The 18,030-nt window shown below is 39.0% G+C and carries 10 protein-coding genes; 4 read left to right on the plus strand and 6 right to left on the minus strand.

What is annotated here, in order from left to right; all coding sequences use genetic code 11:
- Position 1: 1 nt before the first annotated feature.
- Positions 2-889: a carbohydrate ABC transporter permease gene (locus WQ54_RS22110; RefSeq protein ID WP_046587438.1), complete on the minus strand. Its 888-nt coding sequence runs from the start codon at positions 887-889 to the stop codon at positions 2-4.
- A gap of 92 nt (positions 890-981) precedes the next feature.
- Positions 982-2,253, minus strand: a complete 1,272-nt coding sequence (locus WQ54_RS22115; RefSeq protein WP_046587440.1) for a sugar ABC transporter substrate-binding protein — start codon at positions 2,251-2,253, stop codon at positions 982-984.
- 473 nt (positions 2,254-2,726) lie between these two features.
- Here WQ54_RS22115 and bglX point away from each other — a divergent pair, with 473 nt between their 5' ends.
- From bglX to WQ54_RS22130, 3 genes are all read left to right on the plus strand, one after another.
- Positions 2,727-4,886: a beta-glucosidase BglX gene (bglX, locus tag WQ54_RS22120; protein WP_046587441.1), complete on the plus strand. Its 2,160-nt coding sequence runs from the start codon at positions 2,727-2,729 to the stop codon at positions 4,884-4,886.
- 20 nt (positions 4,887-4,906) lie between these two features.
- Positions 4,907-8,251 (plus strand): glycosyl hydrolase family 65 protein, encoded by a 3,345-nt coding sequence (locus WQ54_RS22125; protein ID WP_046587443.1) that lies wholly within the window; start codon positions 4,907-4,909, stop codon positions 8,249-8,251.
- 151 nt (positions 8,252-8,402) lie between these two features.
- Positions 8,403-9,368 (plus strand): LacI family DNA-binding transcriptional regulator, encoded by a 966-nt coding sequence (locus tag WQ54_RS22130; RefSeq protein ID WP_046587445.1) that lies wholly within the window; start codon positions 8,403-8,405, stop codon positions 9,366-9,368.
- Positions 9,369-9,402: 34 nt separating this feature from the next.
- Here the strand turns inward: WQ54_RS22130 and WQ54_RS32975 are convergent, their stop codons facing one another.
- The 3 genes from WQ54_RS32975 to pelA form a co-directional block, all read right to left on the minus strand.
- Positions 9,403-9,582 carry an aspartyl-phosphate phosphatase Spo0E family protein gene (locus WQ54_RS32975; protein WP_084822299.1) on the minus strand — a complete coding sequence of 60 codons (180 nt, stop codon included), beginning with the start codon at positions 9,580-9,582 and terminating at the stop codon, positions 9,403-9,405.
- A 154-nt stretch (positions 9,583-9,736) separates the two neighbouring features.
- Complete coding sequence (locus WQ54_RS22135; protein WP_231597617.1) at positions 9,737-11,092, minus strand: glucoamylase family protein; 1,356 nt, start codon at positions 11,090-11,092, stop codon at positions 9,737-9,739.
- 190 nt (positions 11,093-11,282) lie between these two features.
- Entirely contained in the window at positions 11,283-14,630 is a 3,348-nt protein-coding gene (pelA, locus tag WQ54_RS32980) for a pectate lyase (RefSeq protein ID WP_197089652.1), read from the minus strand.
- A 288-nt stretch (positions 14,631-14,918) separates the two neighbouring features.
- Here pelA and WQ54_RS22150 point away from each other — a divergent pair, with 288 nt between their 5' ends.
- A complete protein-coding gene (locus WQ54_RS22150; RefSeq protein WP_231597618.1) occupies positions 14,919-15,785 on the plus strand; it encodes an AraC family transcriptional regulator in 867 nt (288 codons plus the stop codon).
- Positions 15,786-15,899: 114 nt separating this feature from the next.
- Here the strand turns inward: WQ54_RS22150 and WQ54_RS22155 are convergent, their stop codons facing one another.
- Positions 15,900-18,014, minus strand: a complete 2,115-nt coding sequence (locus WQ54_RS22155) for an ABC transporter ATP-binding protein (RefSeq protein WP_046587448.1) — start codon at positions 18,012-18,014, stop codon at positions 15,900-15,902.
- Between the last annotated feature and the right edge of the window lie 16 nt (positions 18,015-18,030).

Consider the following 18,030-nt stretch of genomic DNA (forward strand, 5'->3'; position numbering starts at 1 on the left):
CTTAATAATCAACTTCTTTTTTCTGTAGCCTGAATTGAACCAGAGTCACAATGATTATGGCAATAAACAAGATAAAGGAACCAGCTGCAGCATAACCAAAGTTACTAAGTTGGAATCCATTGCGGTATATAAATAACGCTACAGATGTTGTACTATCAAGCGGCCCACCATCGGTCATGATAAACGGTTCTTCAAAAAATTGCAGCCATCCGATCATCGTTGTGATTGATACGAAGAAAATGGCGTATCTCAGTAATGGAATCGTAATTTTTGTTAACTGCTTCCAGTCACTTGCTCCATCTAACTGTGCCGCCTCATAATACGTTTTAGGAATCCCTTGCAATGCTGCAAGGAAAATAATCATATTTACTCCAATAGCTCTCCATAATGCTAAAGCGATTAAGGATATTTTGGCCATAAGAGGATCCTGCAGCCAAGGAACAGCAGGAATGTTAAAAAGTCCTAAAATATAATTAAAAAGCCCAAATTGAGGGTTGTATAAATAACTCCACACAACGGCAACCGCTACGACATTCGTTACCGAAGGCATATAAAATACTGCTCGAAAAGCTTTAAATATCGGTGCTTTTCCATAATTGATCAAAATGGCGATGCCTAATGAACATACAATAACCAATGGAACACCAAAAATAACATAAAATAAGGTGTTCAGAATAGACTTCAAAAAAATGGGATCGCTTAGTACATCCAAATAATTTTTTATTCCTATAAAAGAAATCGTTGACCAATCAGCTAAACCGGCCAAATCGATATCTGTAAAACTAATAATTAAAGCAACAAATATAGGAAACAGTGAAAACAAGCACAACAAAATAAGAGCAGGTGCAATAAAGAGATATGGAATTTTTTTGTTTATTGTACCTTTCATAGCGAGTCACTTCCTTTATTATGCCCAAAGAAACTTGGACAAATTTGGGCAACCAGCAGGAAACCCCTGCTGGTCAACCTCTTTGAAAAATTTTAGTCAGCTAAGATCTCTTCTGCTTTCTTATTGAAAGCATCCATCTCTTTTTGCACATCTTCTCCACCGCGATAAATTTTTTCGAAGCTGGTTAGATATGTTTGTGCAATCTCTTCCCATTCCTTAATGACCGGCATTGCTTGAGAGTTTTCCATTTGCTCGCCAAATGTTTTGTATAGCTCATTTTCTTGTAAGGATTTGTCTTCCCATGATTTTTTATTAGCCGGCAGTGAATTCGTCATTTCTTTCCACTCTATTTGGACTTCAGGCTTACTCATATACGCTAAGAATTTCAATGCTGCCTCTTCATTTTTTGTGTATTCAAATATAGACAAATTCGAGCCGCCTAATGCAGAAAGGTTATTTTCTTTAGTAGGAAGAACAGCTGTAGCCCATTTTCCTTCTAATTCAGGAGCTTGATCGTTAATTAATTTAACCATCCAAGGACCGCTGATAAACATTGGTAAAATTCCTTCACCTTTAAATGCTTGTACAATATCAATACCTAGATCTTGTTTAGGTGTTGAGCCATCCTCAAAGAACCCATTTAAATAAGAGACTGCCTCAACAAATTCTTTTTCATTAAATAATGGTTTATTTCCTTCACCAAGCAACATGGATCCATTTTGGCGGGCAAACATGAAGCCTAAGGTTTGTTCTTTTGTATCAATACTGATTCCATATTTACCTTCTCCGCGTTCAGCTAATTTTTTAGCAGCATCACGAAGTTCTTCCCATGTTTTTGGCGCTTCCTTATACCCGACTTCTTCTAATAAATCAGTACGATAATAAAGAACACGTGTATCTACATACCAAGGAACACCTACTACTTTATCTTCATATTTAGTTGTATCAACTGAACCCTCGAAAAAATTGCTTGCTTGGAGTTCTGGATAATCCTCCATATGCGGAGTTAAATCCTTTAATGCCTTAGCACTAGCAAATTCAGGAATCCACGTTGTACCCATTTGGACTACGTCAGGTCCCTTTTTGGAAGCAACTGCTGTTAATAATTTGTCATGTGCCGTATCCCAGGGAATTGCTTGTACTTCCACATCAATTTCGGGATTTTCTTTTTCAAATTGTTCAGCAATTTTTGGAAGTGATTTAGCCTCTTCCCCCATGCCCCAAACATTAATTGTTGTTTTATCAGAACCCGAATTACCTTCATTATTTGAACAACCTGCTAAAGCTCCTGAAAAAATTACTGAGCCAATTAATGCAATTGCCGCCACTTTTTTGCCAGCTTTTTTAACGAATATATTGTTCATTTCGTAATCCCCCTAATCTAACTTTTTTTAATTAAACAGTTTTCCTATTTTTAAGGTAAATCATTCACTTTGAAGATTGATCTCTTCCTATTTAGCCTGTTCCCTCCTCTTTAGTGAAACGTTTCTATATATAGGTTATTCTTGTATAAAAACGTCTCTTCAGTGTGGAAATAATATCCTGATGGAGATTTGAAGTTCGTAGAAACGTTTCGATGAGCATATTATAAAATAATCTGTAATCGGTTTCAACAAAAAATTTATAAATTAATTAAAAATACGGAAGAACATTTATCCTCATCCTAGAAAATATTGATAAATAGCCTTATTTTCTATTAAAATTAAATTCGGAGAAACGTTTCGATTTTTAATTGACTACTTTTTTGAAAGCGTCTATAATTTGATTCATATCAATTCGAAACGTTTCTATAAAAATGACTGGAGACAAATAGGAAAAGCAAATTGGAGGATTTATGATGAGAAACCAGCAAATTACTTCTCTATTAAAACAAATGACACTAGAAGAAAAAATTGCCCAATTATTGCAGCTGGCAACCCCATTCTTTAAAGGGTCTGAGAGCCAAGGAGAAATAACCGGTCCAATGGCCGAAATGGGTGTTTCCGATGAGAATATTCGCAATGCCGGATCTGTTCTTGGCGCTTCAGGTGCCCAGGAGGTCATGAATATTCAACAAACCCATTTAAAAGATAATCGATTGGGGATTCCCTTATTAATGATGGCTGATATTGTTCATGGCTTTAAAACAATTTTCCCTGTTCCATTAGCTATTGGCTGTTCCTGGGATTTGGAATTAGCTGAAAAAAGTGCAGAAATTGCAGCACTTGAAGCATCTGTTTCAGCTGTGCATGTTACTTTTGCACCTATGGTTGATTTAGTGCGTGATCCACGCTGGGGAAGAGTAATGGAATCAACAGGTGAAGACCCGTATTTAAACAGCGAATATGCAAAGGCGTTTGTTCGCGGATTCCAAGGTAAGGATTTAACAAAAGATAAAACAAGAGTTGCTGCCTGTGTTAAACATTTTGCTGCATATGGAGCTGTCGAAGGCGGAAGAGAATACAATACAGTGAATATGTCTGAGCGCCAAATGTATGAATCCTATTTACCTGCATATAAAGCAGCTCTAGATGAAGGCTGCGAAATGGTAATGACCGCTTTCAATACGGTCGATGGGATTCCGGCAACAGCAAATAAAAAATTGATGCGTGATTTACTTCGCGATGAGTGGGGCTTCAATGGTGTCCTTATTTCTGACTGGGGAGCAGTAAAAGAGATGATTCCACATGGAGTAGCAGAGAATGCGGCTGAAGCTGCGTTGAAAGCTATTCAGGCGGGACTTGATATTGAAATGATGACAACCTGTTATATTGATCATTTAAAAAAGTTGATTGATTCTGGAGAAGTCAATGAATCATTACTTGATGAGGCGGTCGTTCGGATATTACGCCTCAAACAAAAGCTGGGATTATTTGAAGATCCATTTCGCGGAGCAGATACTGATAAGGAAAAAGAAATCATCCTTTCAGAAAACCATCGCCAAGCAGCCCGCGAACTTGCGACAAAATCATGTGTGTTATTAAAAAATGAGGATGTCCTCCCTCTTAATAAAGAACAAAAGATTGCCCTAATTGGTCCCTTTGCTCAAAATGGAGATATTTTAGGCCCATGGTCTTGGCAAGGTTCAAAACAAGAGGCTGTACAGTTATATGACGGCATCTTGAAAAAAATAGAACCTTCCCGCCTTCTTGTTTCTAATGGATGTGGCATTGAAACCAGTTCAAAAGAACAATATGAAGAAGCACTAAAAATTGCCGAGAATTCAGATGTAATTGTTCTAGCACTTGGAGAACATTCGGGAATGAGCGGCGAAGCCTGCAGCCGTGCAGATATCCGCTTGCCAAAGGCCCAGCTTGACTTAATTGAAATATTGAAACAAACGCAGAAACCAATTGTAACTGTTCTATTTAACGGGCGACCGCTAGATTTGCACGGTGTTATTGAGCACTCAGATGCTGTGTTAGAAGCATGGTACCCAGGAACTGAAGGCGGTACAGCCATTGCAGATTTGCTATTTGGCGATGCAAACCCTTCTGGAAAATTAACAATGTCTTTCCCCTATTCTGTCGGCCAGGTCCCGGTATATTATAACTGTTTTAATACTGGCAGACCGCCTGCTGAAGCGAAGGATCACTATTTTTCTAAATATTTGGATATACCAAACGAGCCGCTTCTTCCATTTGGTTACGGTTTAAGCTATACATCATTTAGTTACAACAATGCCAACATTTCGGGAACTTCTATGACCCATGATCAATTGTTAGAGGTGTCAATCGACGTTACCAATAGTGGAAGAATGGCTGGAGAGGAAATTGTTCAACTTTATGTTCGTGATATCGCAGGTGAAGTTGTCCGCCCGCTTAAAGAGCTAAAAGCCTTTAAAAAAATCTTCCTTCAGCCAGGTGAAACGAAGAAGATAACCTTTCTCTTATCAGAAAAGCAATTGCGTTATTATCATTCCAATATGGAGTTTACAAGTGATGCAGGCTCTTTCGAAGCTTATGTTGGTTCAAATAGCCAAGAAGTATACGCATTACCATTTCAACTAGTAAAATAACAGAAATGAGGAATTTATGTATGACCACTTTGACTGATACACAGTTTCGAATAGATGCAGGTAATCTATCATTTACGTTTTTAAATAGCGGAGACATTTTTGAAATTTCTCATCAGACAACAATGGTTAATCAGCTGCTGACGAACCCGATTGATGGTTCGCTGAACAACTTATATTTGCGTCTTCATAAGGAGAATGGCATGCAGGTGTATCCGCTATTGGGAATTAAATCTGCCAGCAATGTCTGCTATTCTGAATCTCAAGTTACTTGGGATGGCATAGTTGAAAATATTAAATATACCATTACTTTTACTCTTACTGAACAAGGAATTTGGTTCTGGGATGTCAATGTTGAAGGCTATAACGTTGACGTTGATATCATTTACGGCCAGGACCTGGGAATCGCAGATAAAGGAGCGGTTCGCACAAATGAGGCCTATGTTTCTCAGTATATTGATCATACAGTTTTCGAGGATGCTCAAAAAGGTTATGTGGTATGTTCACGGCAAAATCAGCCTCAACAGGGCAACTTTCCATATATGCAACAAGGGGCACTAACAAAGGCGATAGGTTTTTCTACAGATGGCTTTCAGTTTTTCGGCTTATCTTATAAAGAAACCGATGAGCCTGAAGCGTTAAAAAAAGAAATGCTTGCTAATGAAATCTATCAATATGAATTTGCTTATACCGCCCTGCAGTCAGAGCGAGTCAGTCTGAATGGACAAGCTCAATTTGTATTCTATGGATTATTTAAAGAAAATCATCCTGATGCCGTTTCTTCACCAGAGTTTGCAGAAGAAATAGCTGCTGCATGGAATTCGGTTCAAGTAATCTCTTATAAAGAAATGAAGTCTCAAGAAAAGGTATGGATTTCAAGTCGAATTGGCAAGCCATTTCAAGCATCTTCTATGACACAGGAAGAAATTAATCGCTTCTTTCCCAAACGTCATCAAGAAGAATGGGATGGTAACACTCTCTTATCTTTTTTCACTGATAAGCATGAGCATGTCATTTTAAAAGAAAAGGAACAATATGTTGAGAGGCCGCATGGACATATTTTAATGTCAGGGCAAAATGTTCAAAACATAGAAACAGTCCTAACGACTACCTCATATATTTACGGAGTATTTAATTCACAGCTTGTAGTAGGAAACACTTCCTTTAATAAAATGCTTTCAAATACTCGAAATGCATTAAATATCATGAAAACAGCTGGACAACGAATTTATATCGAATTAGATGGGGCGCTTCGCCTCTTAACAATGCCATCTATGTTTGAGCTAGGGTTTAACTATGCCCGCTGGTATTATAAAGCAAATAATGAATTAATCATTATCACAAATTACACAATCGTTGATTCGCCAGAAATACATCTCACCATTCAAGCAACAAGCGGCAAAAAATACCGTTACCTTGTAACAAACCAGGTAACAATGAATGGAAATGAGTATGAGACACCTTTCCATGTAACCGAAACGGAAGATCATTTTTCGTTTTATGCAGACGGAGCAGCAATGAATGCTTCACATTACCCTAACCTAAGCTATCACCTGAAAGTGACAGGTGCAAAGGTATCGATGAAGGATGAAAGCCTATTCGCAACAAACATTGCCCCTTATGCTGCTTCTCTTGCTGTTTTTGAGATTCATGAAGCAAGCAACTGGACGATGTCAATTCAAGGTTTATTACATGAAGGTCATCTCCCATTTGCAGAGCGTGAAGCGGAGGCAGAAATCGAGCGCTATCGATTGTTTTTCAAATCAGTCATGAATGGTTTTCAATTGCAGCAAAAGGGCAAACCAACTGAAGAACTGGAAAAAGTGAACGCTTTAGCATGGTGGTATACACATAATATGCTTGTGCACTATTCTGTACCTCATGGACTTGAACAATATGGCGGTGCAGCCTGGGGAACACGGGATGTATGTCAAGGGCCGACAGAATATTTTATGGCTACTCAGAAATACGATACAGTTCGTGAAATTATAAAAACAGTCTATTCTCACCAATTTGAGGACGATGGAAACTGGCCGCAATGGTTCATGTTTGACAAATACTTTACGATCAAGGCAGAGGAAAGTCACGGTGATATTATTGTCTGGCCTTTAAAGGTTGTAAGTGACTATTTATCTGTAACAAATGATTTCAGCATTTTGGATGAAAAAGTACCGTATACAAGAAGGAGCAACCACCAATTTACAGAAGATGTTTATCCAATCTTAAGCCATATAAAGAAAGAACTCGCTTATATTAAGGACCATTTCTTGCATGATACATTCTTGTCTTCCTATGGGGATGGTGATTGGGACGATACTCTCCAACCTGCAAATGCGCAGCTGAAGCAATACATAGTGAGCAGCTGGACAGTTTCATTAACTTACCAAGTCTTTAACCAGCTATCAAAGGTATTAAGAAGGATAAATGAACAAGATGCAATAGAGCTTGAGACATTTGCAAAGGGGATTCAAGAAGACTTTTCAAAATATATGTTACAGTCAGATGTCATTCCTGGATTTGTTTATCTAGAACATCCTGATAACCCTGAGCTTATGCTTCATCCAACAGACTCAAAGACTGGGATCGATTATCGTCTCCTCCCGATGACACGCAGCATGATTAGTGAGTTGCTGACACCGGAACAAGCGGAAGATCATTATCACATAATAAAAGAAAACCTTTTTTGCCCAGATGGTGTCCGTTTAATGAATAAGCCAGCAAATTATCATGGCGGTGTTAGTTCGAACTTTAAACGAGCTGAACAAGCAGCGAATTTTGGCCGTGAAATAGGCCTCCAATATGTGCATGCACATATTCGCTATGTAGAAGCAATGGCAAAACTGGGAAAAGTCGATGAAGTCTGGAATGGTTTATTAATGATCAACCCAATCGGCATCCAAGAAGTGGTTTCAAATGCTGAACGCAGGCAAAGCAATGCATACTTCAGCAGCTCTGATGGTAAATTTAACACCCGTTATGAGGCAGATGAAAATTTTGATAAGCTGCGTACAGGATCAGTACCTGTAAAAGGCGGCTGGCGCATATACTCCAGCGGTCCGGGAATTTACATGAATCAACTCATTTCAAATTGTTTAGGTATTAGACAGGATAATGGGAATCTTGTCATTGACCCAGTATTGCCTGAAAAATTAAACGGACTGGAATTTCATTATCAGTATATGAATCATTCCATTGTGTTTAGTTATCACCTTCAAGGTCATGAGGTCAAAAAAGTGTTAATAAATGGGCATCCTGTTTCTGCAGAAACGGTATCAAATCGTTACCGAAGCGGCGGATTAATCATTTCAGCTCAAAATCTTGAGAAGCTTTTGACTGACACTACGAATAAGATCGAAATTTTTATATAAATGGCGGCGGCCCGTTTGGCCGCCTGCTAACTATTTAGGATCTCTTTTCCTGACCAAATGAAAAAGAATTGCATCGATCTAATATAGGTTAGCTTAAAAAATAACAGTATAATATAGGAAATGGCCAAAGGATAGATAGGAGAGATCGAACGTGGTTAGTATAAAAGATATTGCAAAAAAAGCAGGTGTGTCCATTTCAACAGTATCTTATGCATTAAACGGCAACCCAAAAGTGACACAAGAAACCTCTGCTAGAATTTTGGCAATTGCCAAGGAATTAAACTATATCCCAAATGCGGCTGCACGAAACCTAAAAAAACGGGAAACAAAAATATTAGGGGTATTTTTAACAGACTATAGCGGTGCTTTTTATGGACAACTCCTTCAGGGGATGCGTGAAACACTTAGCCAAAAAGGCTATGAACTCATCGTCTGCAGCGGAAAACGCTCGCATTTATTTCTGCCTGAGCGAATGATAGATGGGGCAATTATTTTAGATGAAACACTTTCAGATGAAGCTTTGCTTCAATATGCAGATTTGGGCCATAAATTGGTGGTATTAGATCGGGAGCTTGACCATCCAAATATAAGTCAAGTTTTACTGGATAATAAAGCTGGGGCTACCCTTGCGATTAATCATTTAATTGATAAAGGGCATCGAAAGATTTACGTTTTAACAGGTCCAAAAGGTACCTATGATTCGATCCAAAGATTAAAAGCAGTCAGACAAGCGGCAAGCAGGCATCCAGAAATTGAAATTACTGAAATTGAAGGGAATTTTAACAAGCCATCCGGTGAAAAAGCGGCCAAACAAATTCTCGAGGGATCCAACCAACCAGTTGCTGTCTTTTGCTTAAATGACGAAATGGCAATCGGTATTTATGATTATCTTTCAAAATCGGATTATAAAGTTGGAAAGGATATTCACATAATCGGCTTTGATAATATTGAAGTTTCTAATTACGTCCAACCCCGTTTAGCAACAATTGATTACTCTAAATGGAGATGGGGAGCTGTCGCTTCAGAGCAATTACTAAAACTGATCGCCAATGAACCTGTTGAACATGAGCGCATTTATGTTACTGTTATTGAAGGGGAATCCGTAACTAATATATAAATAAAAATCCAGCTTAGGGGCTGGATTTTTATATTTAAGAGCCTGAAGCAACCATTAATTTTTGCAGCAAAATGATTTTCCTATCTATTTTTTGACTGATTTTTAGTACGTCTGGATGTGTAAAACCTTTATTTTTGACCAATTTATACATCGTTAGACGATGGTCATCAATACACTTGCTTAAATAGTTGAGATTGTATTGTAAATCGTTCATATCCGGTCCTTTCATACCTAAGTAAATCACTGCATATTTTACTGGTGAAACGTTTCGATAACAAACATCATAATCCGAGATTATGTAAGCTCCAGAAATACATGTTACATATTTTATTGAAAACTATTTCTCAGCATGAAGTGCAGACCCACGACTATTGAATTGAGAAAACTTCTTTTTCTAACAATTCTTCTGGCTTTTTGCCAATTGGGTCGCTATGAAAATAGTCGCGAATAACACCATCATTTAAGAAATTAGCAATCGAGACCATGATCATTCCTTGATCAAGTGCAAGATATGCTTTTGCAAGCTCTCCCGTCTCTACGTTAACTGAATCGTAGAATCCATACTTCCCATACATATTAAAGCCTTTTAATGCTTTGATGTTTTTCTGAACCGCTTCGGGTGCATAGTCTAAAGCTAAAAATGTAGCATGTGCAGTAACTGTGGCTCCATCCTTATACCCTGAGGTACCAAGCGGTGTTGCCGCAAACTCGCTGTAGCCAGTTGGAGTTGCCGCTGGTGAGAAGCCCCATGCAGCGTATCCTTTTTCTTTTGCATACGCAATTTGAAGCTCTACATGACGTTTATTATTCAATCCCAATGCTTTTGTCCCAAGCTCTTTTTCTTTAAAAACAATTCCAGGCATAAGACCTTCAAACATGCTTCCCCCCCAGCTTGGAACGAACTTTACTCCATTGTATTCATAATGGCCTTCGAACACTGTAACTCCATCATATTGAACATCGTTTCCTTTTGGAATTTGAGCTTGCCAGTCCCACTCCTTTGGCATGGTTCGATACATCTTCCACCAGTGCTCTTTTGGTACGTCCCCTTTTCCAATTGAAATATAGCTTGCAACTCGCGGCTCAGTGTAAAACAAGCCATAATGATGGTCAGTCAGCTTTCCTTTAGCCACATCATAGCCGCCGCGGAACTGGCCAACCTCTGGATCATATAGTGTAGAATAATTCATGTTATCGACAAGCCTGCTGGTTTGCTTATTTAAATCCTCATATGCTTGTCCGACAACGATTAAGCCTGCTGAAAGCCAGCCATTATCAACTTGGGAGATAAATTGCCCCCAATCTTTTTTGATGCTGCCGTCAGCTGTATTGTACCAGTTATAAAAAAGGCCATTCCATTTTTCAAGCTCTTCTAACGTATTTAATGTTACCTTTATTCTTTTAACTGCCTCATCTTCTGTAATAAGCCCCATTTGTTGTGCTGAAACGGTGCTCATCATGTACATTCCGATATTCGTCGGTGATGTATGGTTTGCTTCTGTTTCCCCTGCTTCGGTGAAGCGAACCTCATCATATGTCAAACCTGTATTTGGGTCGGTATGATCCTGAAAATATTTATATGTTTTCTTTGCAATCGCTTCCAATTCTACCTGTAAAGCTCTATCCTTTTCATTTTCATTGGCTGAAGCCATATTAGTAAAAACCAAATTTGCCATTAAACAAAACACGAACAGAAAACTTACGATCTTTGCTTTTTTCATCATTTACCCCTTTCAGATCCTAATTATAAGTTTATCGAAACGTTTCACCAATATTTTACCATAAACTTCCGACATCAGTAAGTATATTTTTACTATTCGGAGAATTTACCTATGTCATTTAATAAACTCATAAAAAAAATAGGCCTAAGTATTTACTCAGACCTTTTTGGGAACTGCCCCCTATTTCCTCCTCTTATTTCTTCGGATTCCAGCCCTTCAACACATTCTCAACCGTATATTCCTTAGCCTCTACATCGGTTAACTGAGGTCTCTCTGTATTGACGCCTGCTCCTTTATTTTGGTATTCATAAAATCTGGCATCTTTTGCACTGAAGCCGGACATATCTGTCCATCCTTCTTCATGAATATGTGCGCCAAGTTCGCAGTTTTTAAAGACCACACTTGCAATCGCATTTGGGTCACCGCCAGGATGCCAAGGACGTCCTAAATATACAGTTCCATCTGCAGCTTCACTTGTTAAGCTGCTATTTAGAAAGAGGAAGCCATATGGTTCACTTATATTTGTACTTGCTGCTGTTATATAGCCATTATTCGTTGATGAGCCTCTATCCAGTGATACGATCTCGCAATCTTCAAATACCGCTCGAGCTCCGCCAAAAATAAAGTCGACATCTCCCTCGATATAACATTGATCATAATAGTGTGTTCCCGAGTGGGCTAATAGTGTATCCTGATTTCCGATGAAGCGGACATTGTGAAAGGCAAGTCTCTCGCCACGTGCATAGACGGCAACCGCCTGAGAGCCCCCCTCTACTTGACTCTCATCAAAGGAATTTTCCATTGTGAGATTTTTTGCGGTAAAATCATTCGCATAAATGAACACACTTGCACTTCCGCTAGTTCCATATGTGCCCCCATCCGGTCTTTGTTTTTTTGCATAGTTATCGTACGTTAGAATTGTTTTCTCTGCACTTTCACCAGTTAAGCTTATAAACGGCTTATCAGCAGGCACTTTGATAACTTCTTTATAAACGCCTTTTTTCACAAAAATTTCTACGGGGTGCAGGTTATTTGATGGCACAGCATCAACTGCTGCCTGAACTGTTTCGTAATCACCATTCCCATCCTTTGATACAATCAATTTCACTGAAACTTCCTTTAATTCTTTTGTAGCATCCCCCACTCTGATTAACTCTCCTTCTGCCAGCTCTCTGCCATATTTATCTTCCAATTCATTTGGCAAGACCTCTACATAAACATGCTGTTCAAAATAGCCGGTAGATTTCGCTATTTCAAGCAGTTTTTTTGCATAGCTGCCTCCCCATGAATAACCATCACGTCGCTCTTGTTCAATTTCTTGAATCGTATGTTTGATGACCCCATCTCTGCCAGAGAATATTGGTTTATTTGTACCAATTTCATAAAATCTATACCAGGTAACCGAGTTTGGATCCTCCACAAAATAAATACCATTAGAATCACCGCTTACATAGCGAATTCCCTCCAGCTTTCCTTCATCAAACCATTGCAGCGCCCCGAGAATGGCTTTTTGAATCTCTGGTGTTTGGTTCGGGCGTGACATGAGGAATCTTACAATCCCAACTGATTCACTGCCTGAAATCGAAGGATGCTCATAGGATCTTGCGTGCTGTGGTTCATACGTAACAGGATCATGCTGGGCACACCATGCTGTCAGCTTTCCATCTACTTCAATTTGCGATTTTAAGATATACCCAATCCCTTTATCCATTGCCTTTTGTATCTTTTGCTTCGCCTCTGTATTTAAGAAACCTTGATCAAACGGGTATGCTTCCCTTACTAAATCATCAAAAAGCTCTAAAACATTGATCATCGCGTTATCATTAAAGGTGACATAATTTGAATAATAGACAGAGTCTTCAGGGGATTCGGTACGTTTTGGGTACACCTGCGGCCATCCGCCTGTTTCCACTTGCATTGTTAATAAAAAGTCGATACCTTTTACTATACTGTCCTTCAGCTTTTCATCCTTTGTTTCTCGGTACACTTTGGATAGAAAGCGAATTTCCTTAATTGTTGCCGAATTATCGATTGTTCCTATTTCTTCGCCATTAGGTCCAAATTGTTTGGAACGTTTTTCTTGTCCATCCCAAGGACGGATGTACTCATTTTCCATGCTCTTTGTCCAACCGCCATGATCCATTTGCCAGGATACAAGATAATCAGCCTGCTTTTTCATTTCCTCTAAGTCTCCAGAGAATATATTTTCCTCTTTTCGAACCACTTTCCCCGCATCTAATGCCTCTTGTAACTCATAGATTACAACCGTATCTCCAAATGCATTTTCTCCAACCGCTGCCCGTGTTGGATACATATCTTGAAATTCAGGGTTCAAGGTTTTAAAGCTTCCGGTTGCCGCCTTTAATGCCAATGCTTTTACATCAAATTCATCAAAGCTGCCGTTCAGCAACACGGCCACATGCTTCTCTGTAACCGCTTGTGCACTTACAACATGAACCTTTTTTGTTTGGTGATTGATTTCAGCTTCTATTTTATTAAAAATGGCTTCAGCTTCTCCTAGAGTTACATAATCGTTCTTACCAAATCCCGTTTTACCAGACATATAGCCATTTGAAACAACAACTCCAACAGCTGCTTTACTTTTCTCAGCTGAATCATTTGTGCTATTGCCAGGCTGCAAGTCTAACACTTCAGCAATGATTTCTGCTGCGGCTCTGCGAGTGATACGAGCATTAGGATGAATGCTACCAGCTTGATCAGCCGTTACATAGCCTTCCTGTTTAGCAGTCTCAACTACATAGCTCCACCATTTTTCTTTAGATACTTCCCATACAGTGCCTTTTGCCTCGATATTTTTATAGACATGTTCCGGGTAGTAACCCATGACGTTATTAATATGAGCGAAAAATTCCAAACGCGTCATTTCATGCTTCTTATTATGCTGATCTGATGATAGAATTCCTGCTGTTTTTAATTTTTTTAAGGTAACTCCATCCACCAGCTCTTTCATCGCTACTTCTTTTACCTCTGCTGGCTGGGGTCCCCCATGTTCTTGTTCTAACATTTTGTTATGTATCCGCAGATGATCAATATTGGCTCCTCCGCTTCCCCCTGCACCTGTTGCTACAATATCATTTTCTCCAGCCTGCAGATTAACTTTCGTTAAAACTGTTTTCCAAGAAGTCCATTCTCCTGTCGAAGGAAAGGCAAGTTCTTGTTCTGCCACTTGATTATTTACCTTAATTACTGCCGGCCGATTTTCAGCTGCACCATTTGCATAGCGAAATTCTAACGTGTACTCGCCTGCAGCAGGGACATCTTCTACAGTCCATGTAATCGTACCTCCTGGAGCATTCGGCTTGTAATCAACAAAGCCTGTTCCTGTATATCCAGGGTGTTGGGAATCAATGATTGCATCCTTAATGACTGCATCTTCCGCTTCATAAATAGCATCGAAATCTTGAGAATCCCCTTCCGCGTAAGCCCTTTCATTTTGAAAAACTCCAAAACCTGGTGTAACAGTAAGTAAAAATACGATGGTGAGCAGTAACCCTTTTCGAAGACCACTCCACTTTTTCAAACGCATCCTTCCCTTCATCATTATATTTTCTTGCATGTTGATTATAAGGGAAATGATTTCAAGAAAAATATAATCAATTTATAAGAGATAGGGAGATCGACCTGCTATTTTAAAAAGATGAAAGATCATGAGCATGAAACGAGAGGGTGATTATGACTTTTAGACCAATCCATGCCGGTTCTTTTGTTAATGTTACCTGAAAATCGTGAGCATGATTGTACTATTTTCTTTTCACTAAGCGTATGATTATAGGTAGTTAAGAATCTATTAGAAAAGGGTGGTTTCCTTTTGTGTAAGAAGCTGTGCGGTTTAACTTCCACTTTAAACAAGCTAACGTATTCACTTCTGTTAACCGGTTATAAAACATGTCCTCCTGGCTGGAGCAGACAAGGAACGAAGCCACAGCATCATTCCCTTTGGTTTATCACGAAAGGAAAAGGAGAGGTGGTTTTAAATGGTAAGCGAACGAAGCTTAGTCCGGGGAAACTAATTTTCTTTACACCTGAGATGATTTGCGATAAAAAAGCATCCAGAAATCATTCCCTTGAATTTTATTTTGTCCGGTTTTCCTATGCATTAGCATTTGAGGAAAAAGGCGTGTGGCATTTTAAACAGGCAAAGGATATTAAATTTCCGCTTAGCGGTGTCTATTCCATTACGAATAGTTCAGCCATCATCTTATTATTAGATCAGCTCAATTCATTGTCAAAAAGACGGGGGGCATCTGTCACCTTTCAGAAAAAACTGCTGCTTCAGGAACTGTTATTAACTATTTCCCAGGACTTTCGCTCACAAATGATCTCTGGTGACAGTAAAAAAGCGATTGAAGGAACGATCGAATATATGATTGATCACTACAAAAATCCGATTACCTTATCCGACTTAGCAAATATTGCTGGATTAAGTACAAGCCATTACTCCCGATTATTCAAAAAATACATTGGCTTAAGTCCGATCGATTACTTAACACACTTGCGGATTGATCGGGCAAAAGAACTGCTTGTCCTTTCTGATATCCGCATTAAAGAAGTAAGCCAAACAGTCGGATACGCTGATGAGCTTTATTTTAGCAGAACATTTAAAAGGATCGTCGGAGTATCGCCATCCCAGTTTTGTGATGATCATAAACTCATTCCAGATACCGTACCAAAATAGCATACATAAATGATTTAGACTTTCATATTGGGCTTTTATTGCCCGATATGATTTGAAAACAAAAGAAAATGAAACGGAACCTCCTCACAGCGGAGAAAGTTTCGTTTCATTTTTTTATGCGTTTACTTTTGATAGAGACGATTTTCCTTGGCTCCTGCATAGCTGGTAATAATCCTGTTTGTTTCTTAATAATTCCTGATGATTGCCCATTTCGATCATCCTCCCTTTCTTCAAAACAATAATTTTATCAGCATGTTGAATCGTTGAAAGGCGATGGGCAATGATAATCGTCGTTCGGTTTTTGGAGATCGTTTTTAAGGTTTGCTGGATAACAGCTTCTGTTTCCGAATCAATATTAGCAGTTGCTTCATCAAGGATTAACACATCCGGATCCGCGATAATCGCCCGTAAAAATGAGAGAAGCTGATTTTGCCCAGTTGATAAGATGGTGCCCTGCTCACCAAGCATGGTTTCGTATTGCTGTGGCAGCGACCTGAAAAAGGAATCGATGTTAACCGATTTTGCTACCTCAATAATTTCCTCATCACTGATCTTCTGGTTATTAAGCCGAATATTATCAAAAACGGTGCCAGAGAATACAAAGCTGTCCTGCTGAATAATGCCAATATGCTTTCTTAGCTCTGAGAGATGTACATCTTTAATATCAACACCATCAAGTGTGATTCTGCCCTTTTGAATATCATAAAACCGATTGATAAGCTGAATAATTGAGCTCTTTCCGGCACCGGTTGCTCCAACAATCCCGACCGTTTCCCCTGGCTGAATCACGAAATCTATGTCATTCAGCACCCACTCATCCTCTTTATAGGCAAACGATACATGCTGGAACTGAATCTTACCGGATACTGTTTGCCCCAATGATTTTGGCTGTATCGGATTTAGAATCGTTGGTTCTGTATCAAGTGTTTCAAAAATTCTTTCTGCAGAAGCAAGTGCTGCTTGGATTTGATTAAAGTGATCAGCCAACCCACGTAAAGGTTCAAAAAATTGTCTTACGTATTGGGTAAACGCATACACAATTCCAAAGGTTATTGCTCCTTCCAGTACATTTCTGCCGCCATACCAAACAAGAAGTGCGAGTGACAGGTTTCCGAAAAGCCCTATGGAAGGATTAAAAATCGAATTAAGGACCGTTTGTCGCATACCTGCACGATAATGCTCATCATTTAATTTGTTAAACTGTTCTAATTGCTTCTCTTCCCTGGCAAACAGCTGGATAACAGTCATGCCGGAAAGATTCTCGGCAAGAAACGAGTTTAGTCTGGAAAGAATGAGCCGGATATATCTTTGCGCTTTTCTCATCACCGATTTAAAATAAAAGGTCGTAAGTGCAACAGCAGGTATCAACATTAAACTAATAAGCGTCAGCTTTACACTCATATGAAGCATAATCATGACGATCCCGATAAGAATAAAGATTTCTTTTAGTAAATTGACAATCACCTGTGAATATAACTGATTTAGTGCCTCTACATCATGGGTGATCCTTGTCACTAATCTTCCGATTGGATGCTGGCCATAAAATGAAATCGGCATTTTGGTTAGATGCTTAAAGAGCGTTTGTCTTATATCATAAATAATCGATTGCCCTGTATATTGGAGCGTATTATGTTGATAATACATTAGCACAGCCGCTCCAATGATCAATGATAAATAAAGAACCCCCATTAAAATAAGTCCTTGATAATCATTTCCTCGGAAAAGATCAATATCCTTTGAGCTTAATTGGCTTACTGGATACACCATTCCGTCGATCGTTATTTCATTTGCCTGTTTATTTATCTGATGGTTTTCTGACTCAGAAAGACCAGTATTCCAACCGTGTACGAGGTAGTGGCCGCCCGAGATGGTCACAATGGCAGCTTTTTCTGCATTATTGAGTAACTCATTTGAGGAAAGCGGTTCCTTTAATCGCAAGTAAATCCTATCTTCAAATAAGGCTGTTTCCTCAAAAGGTATCTTTTTCTCCTGCAGTTCTTTCAAACTATCTTCACTTGATGCCTCCATTGAAATCATAGGTGAATAAATTCCATTAATATATGAATCTATTGCCACCTTAACAATGTACGGCTGTGCTAAGCTGGTGATGACAATAACTACGGTTAACAATATAGCAAGGAGAATTTGTTTCCAATATGGTTTCGCAAAGGAAAGCATCCTCTTTAGCAGCTGTGTATCACTATATTCAACGGGTTTATGATCTCCCATGGCTTTGATGCTAACT

The organism is Bacillus sp. SA1-12 (genome assembly GCF_000981385.1).
In the GTDB taxonomy this organism is placed as follows: Bacteria; Bacillota; Bacilli; order Bacillales; family Bacillaceae; genus Metabacillus.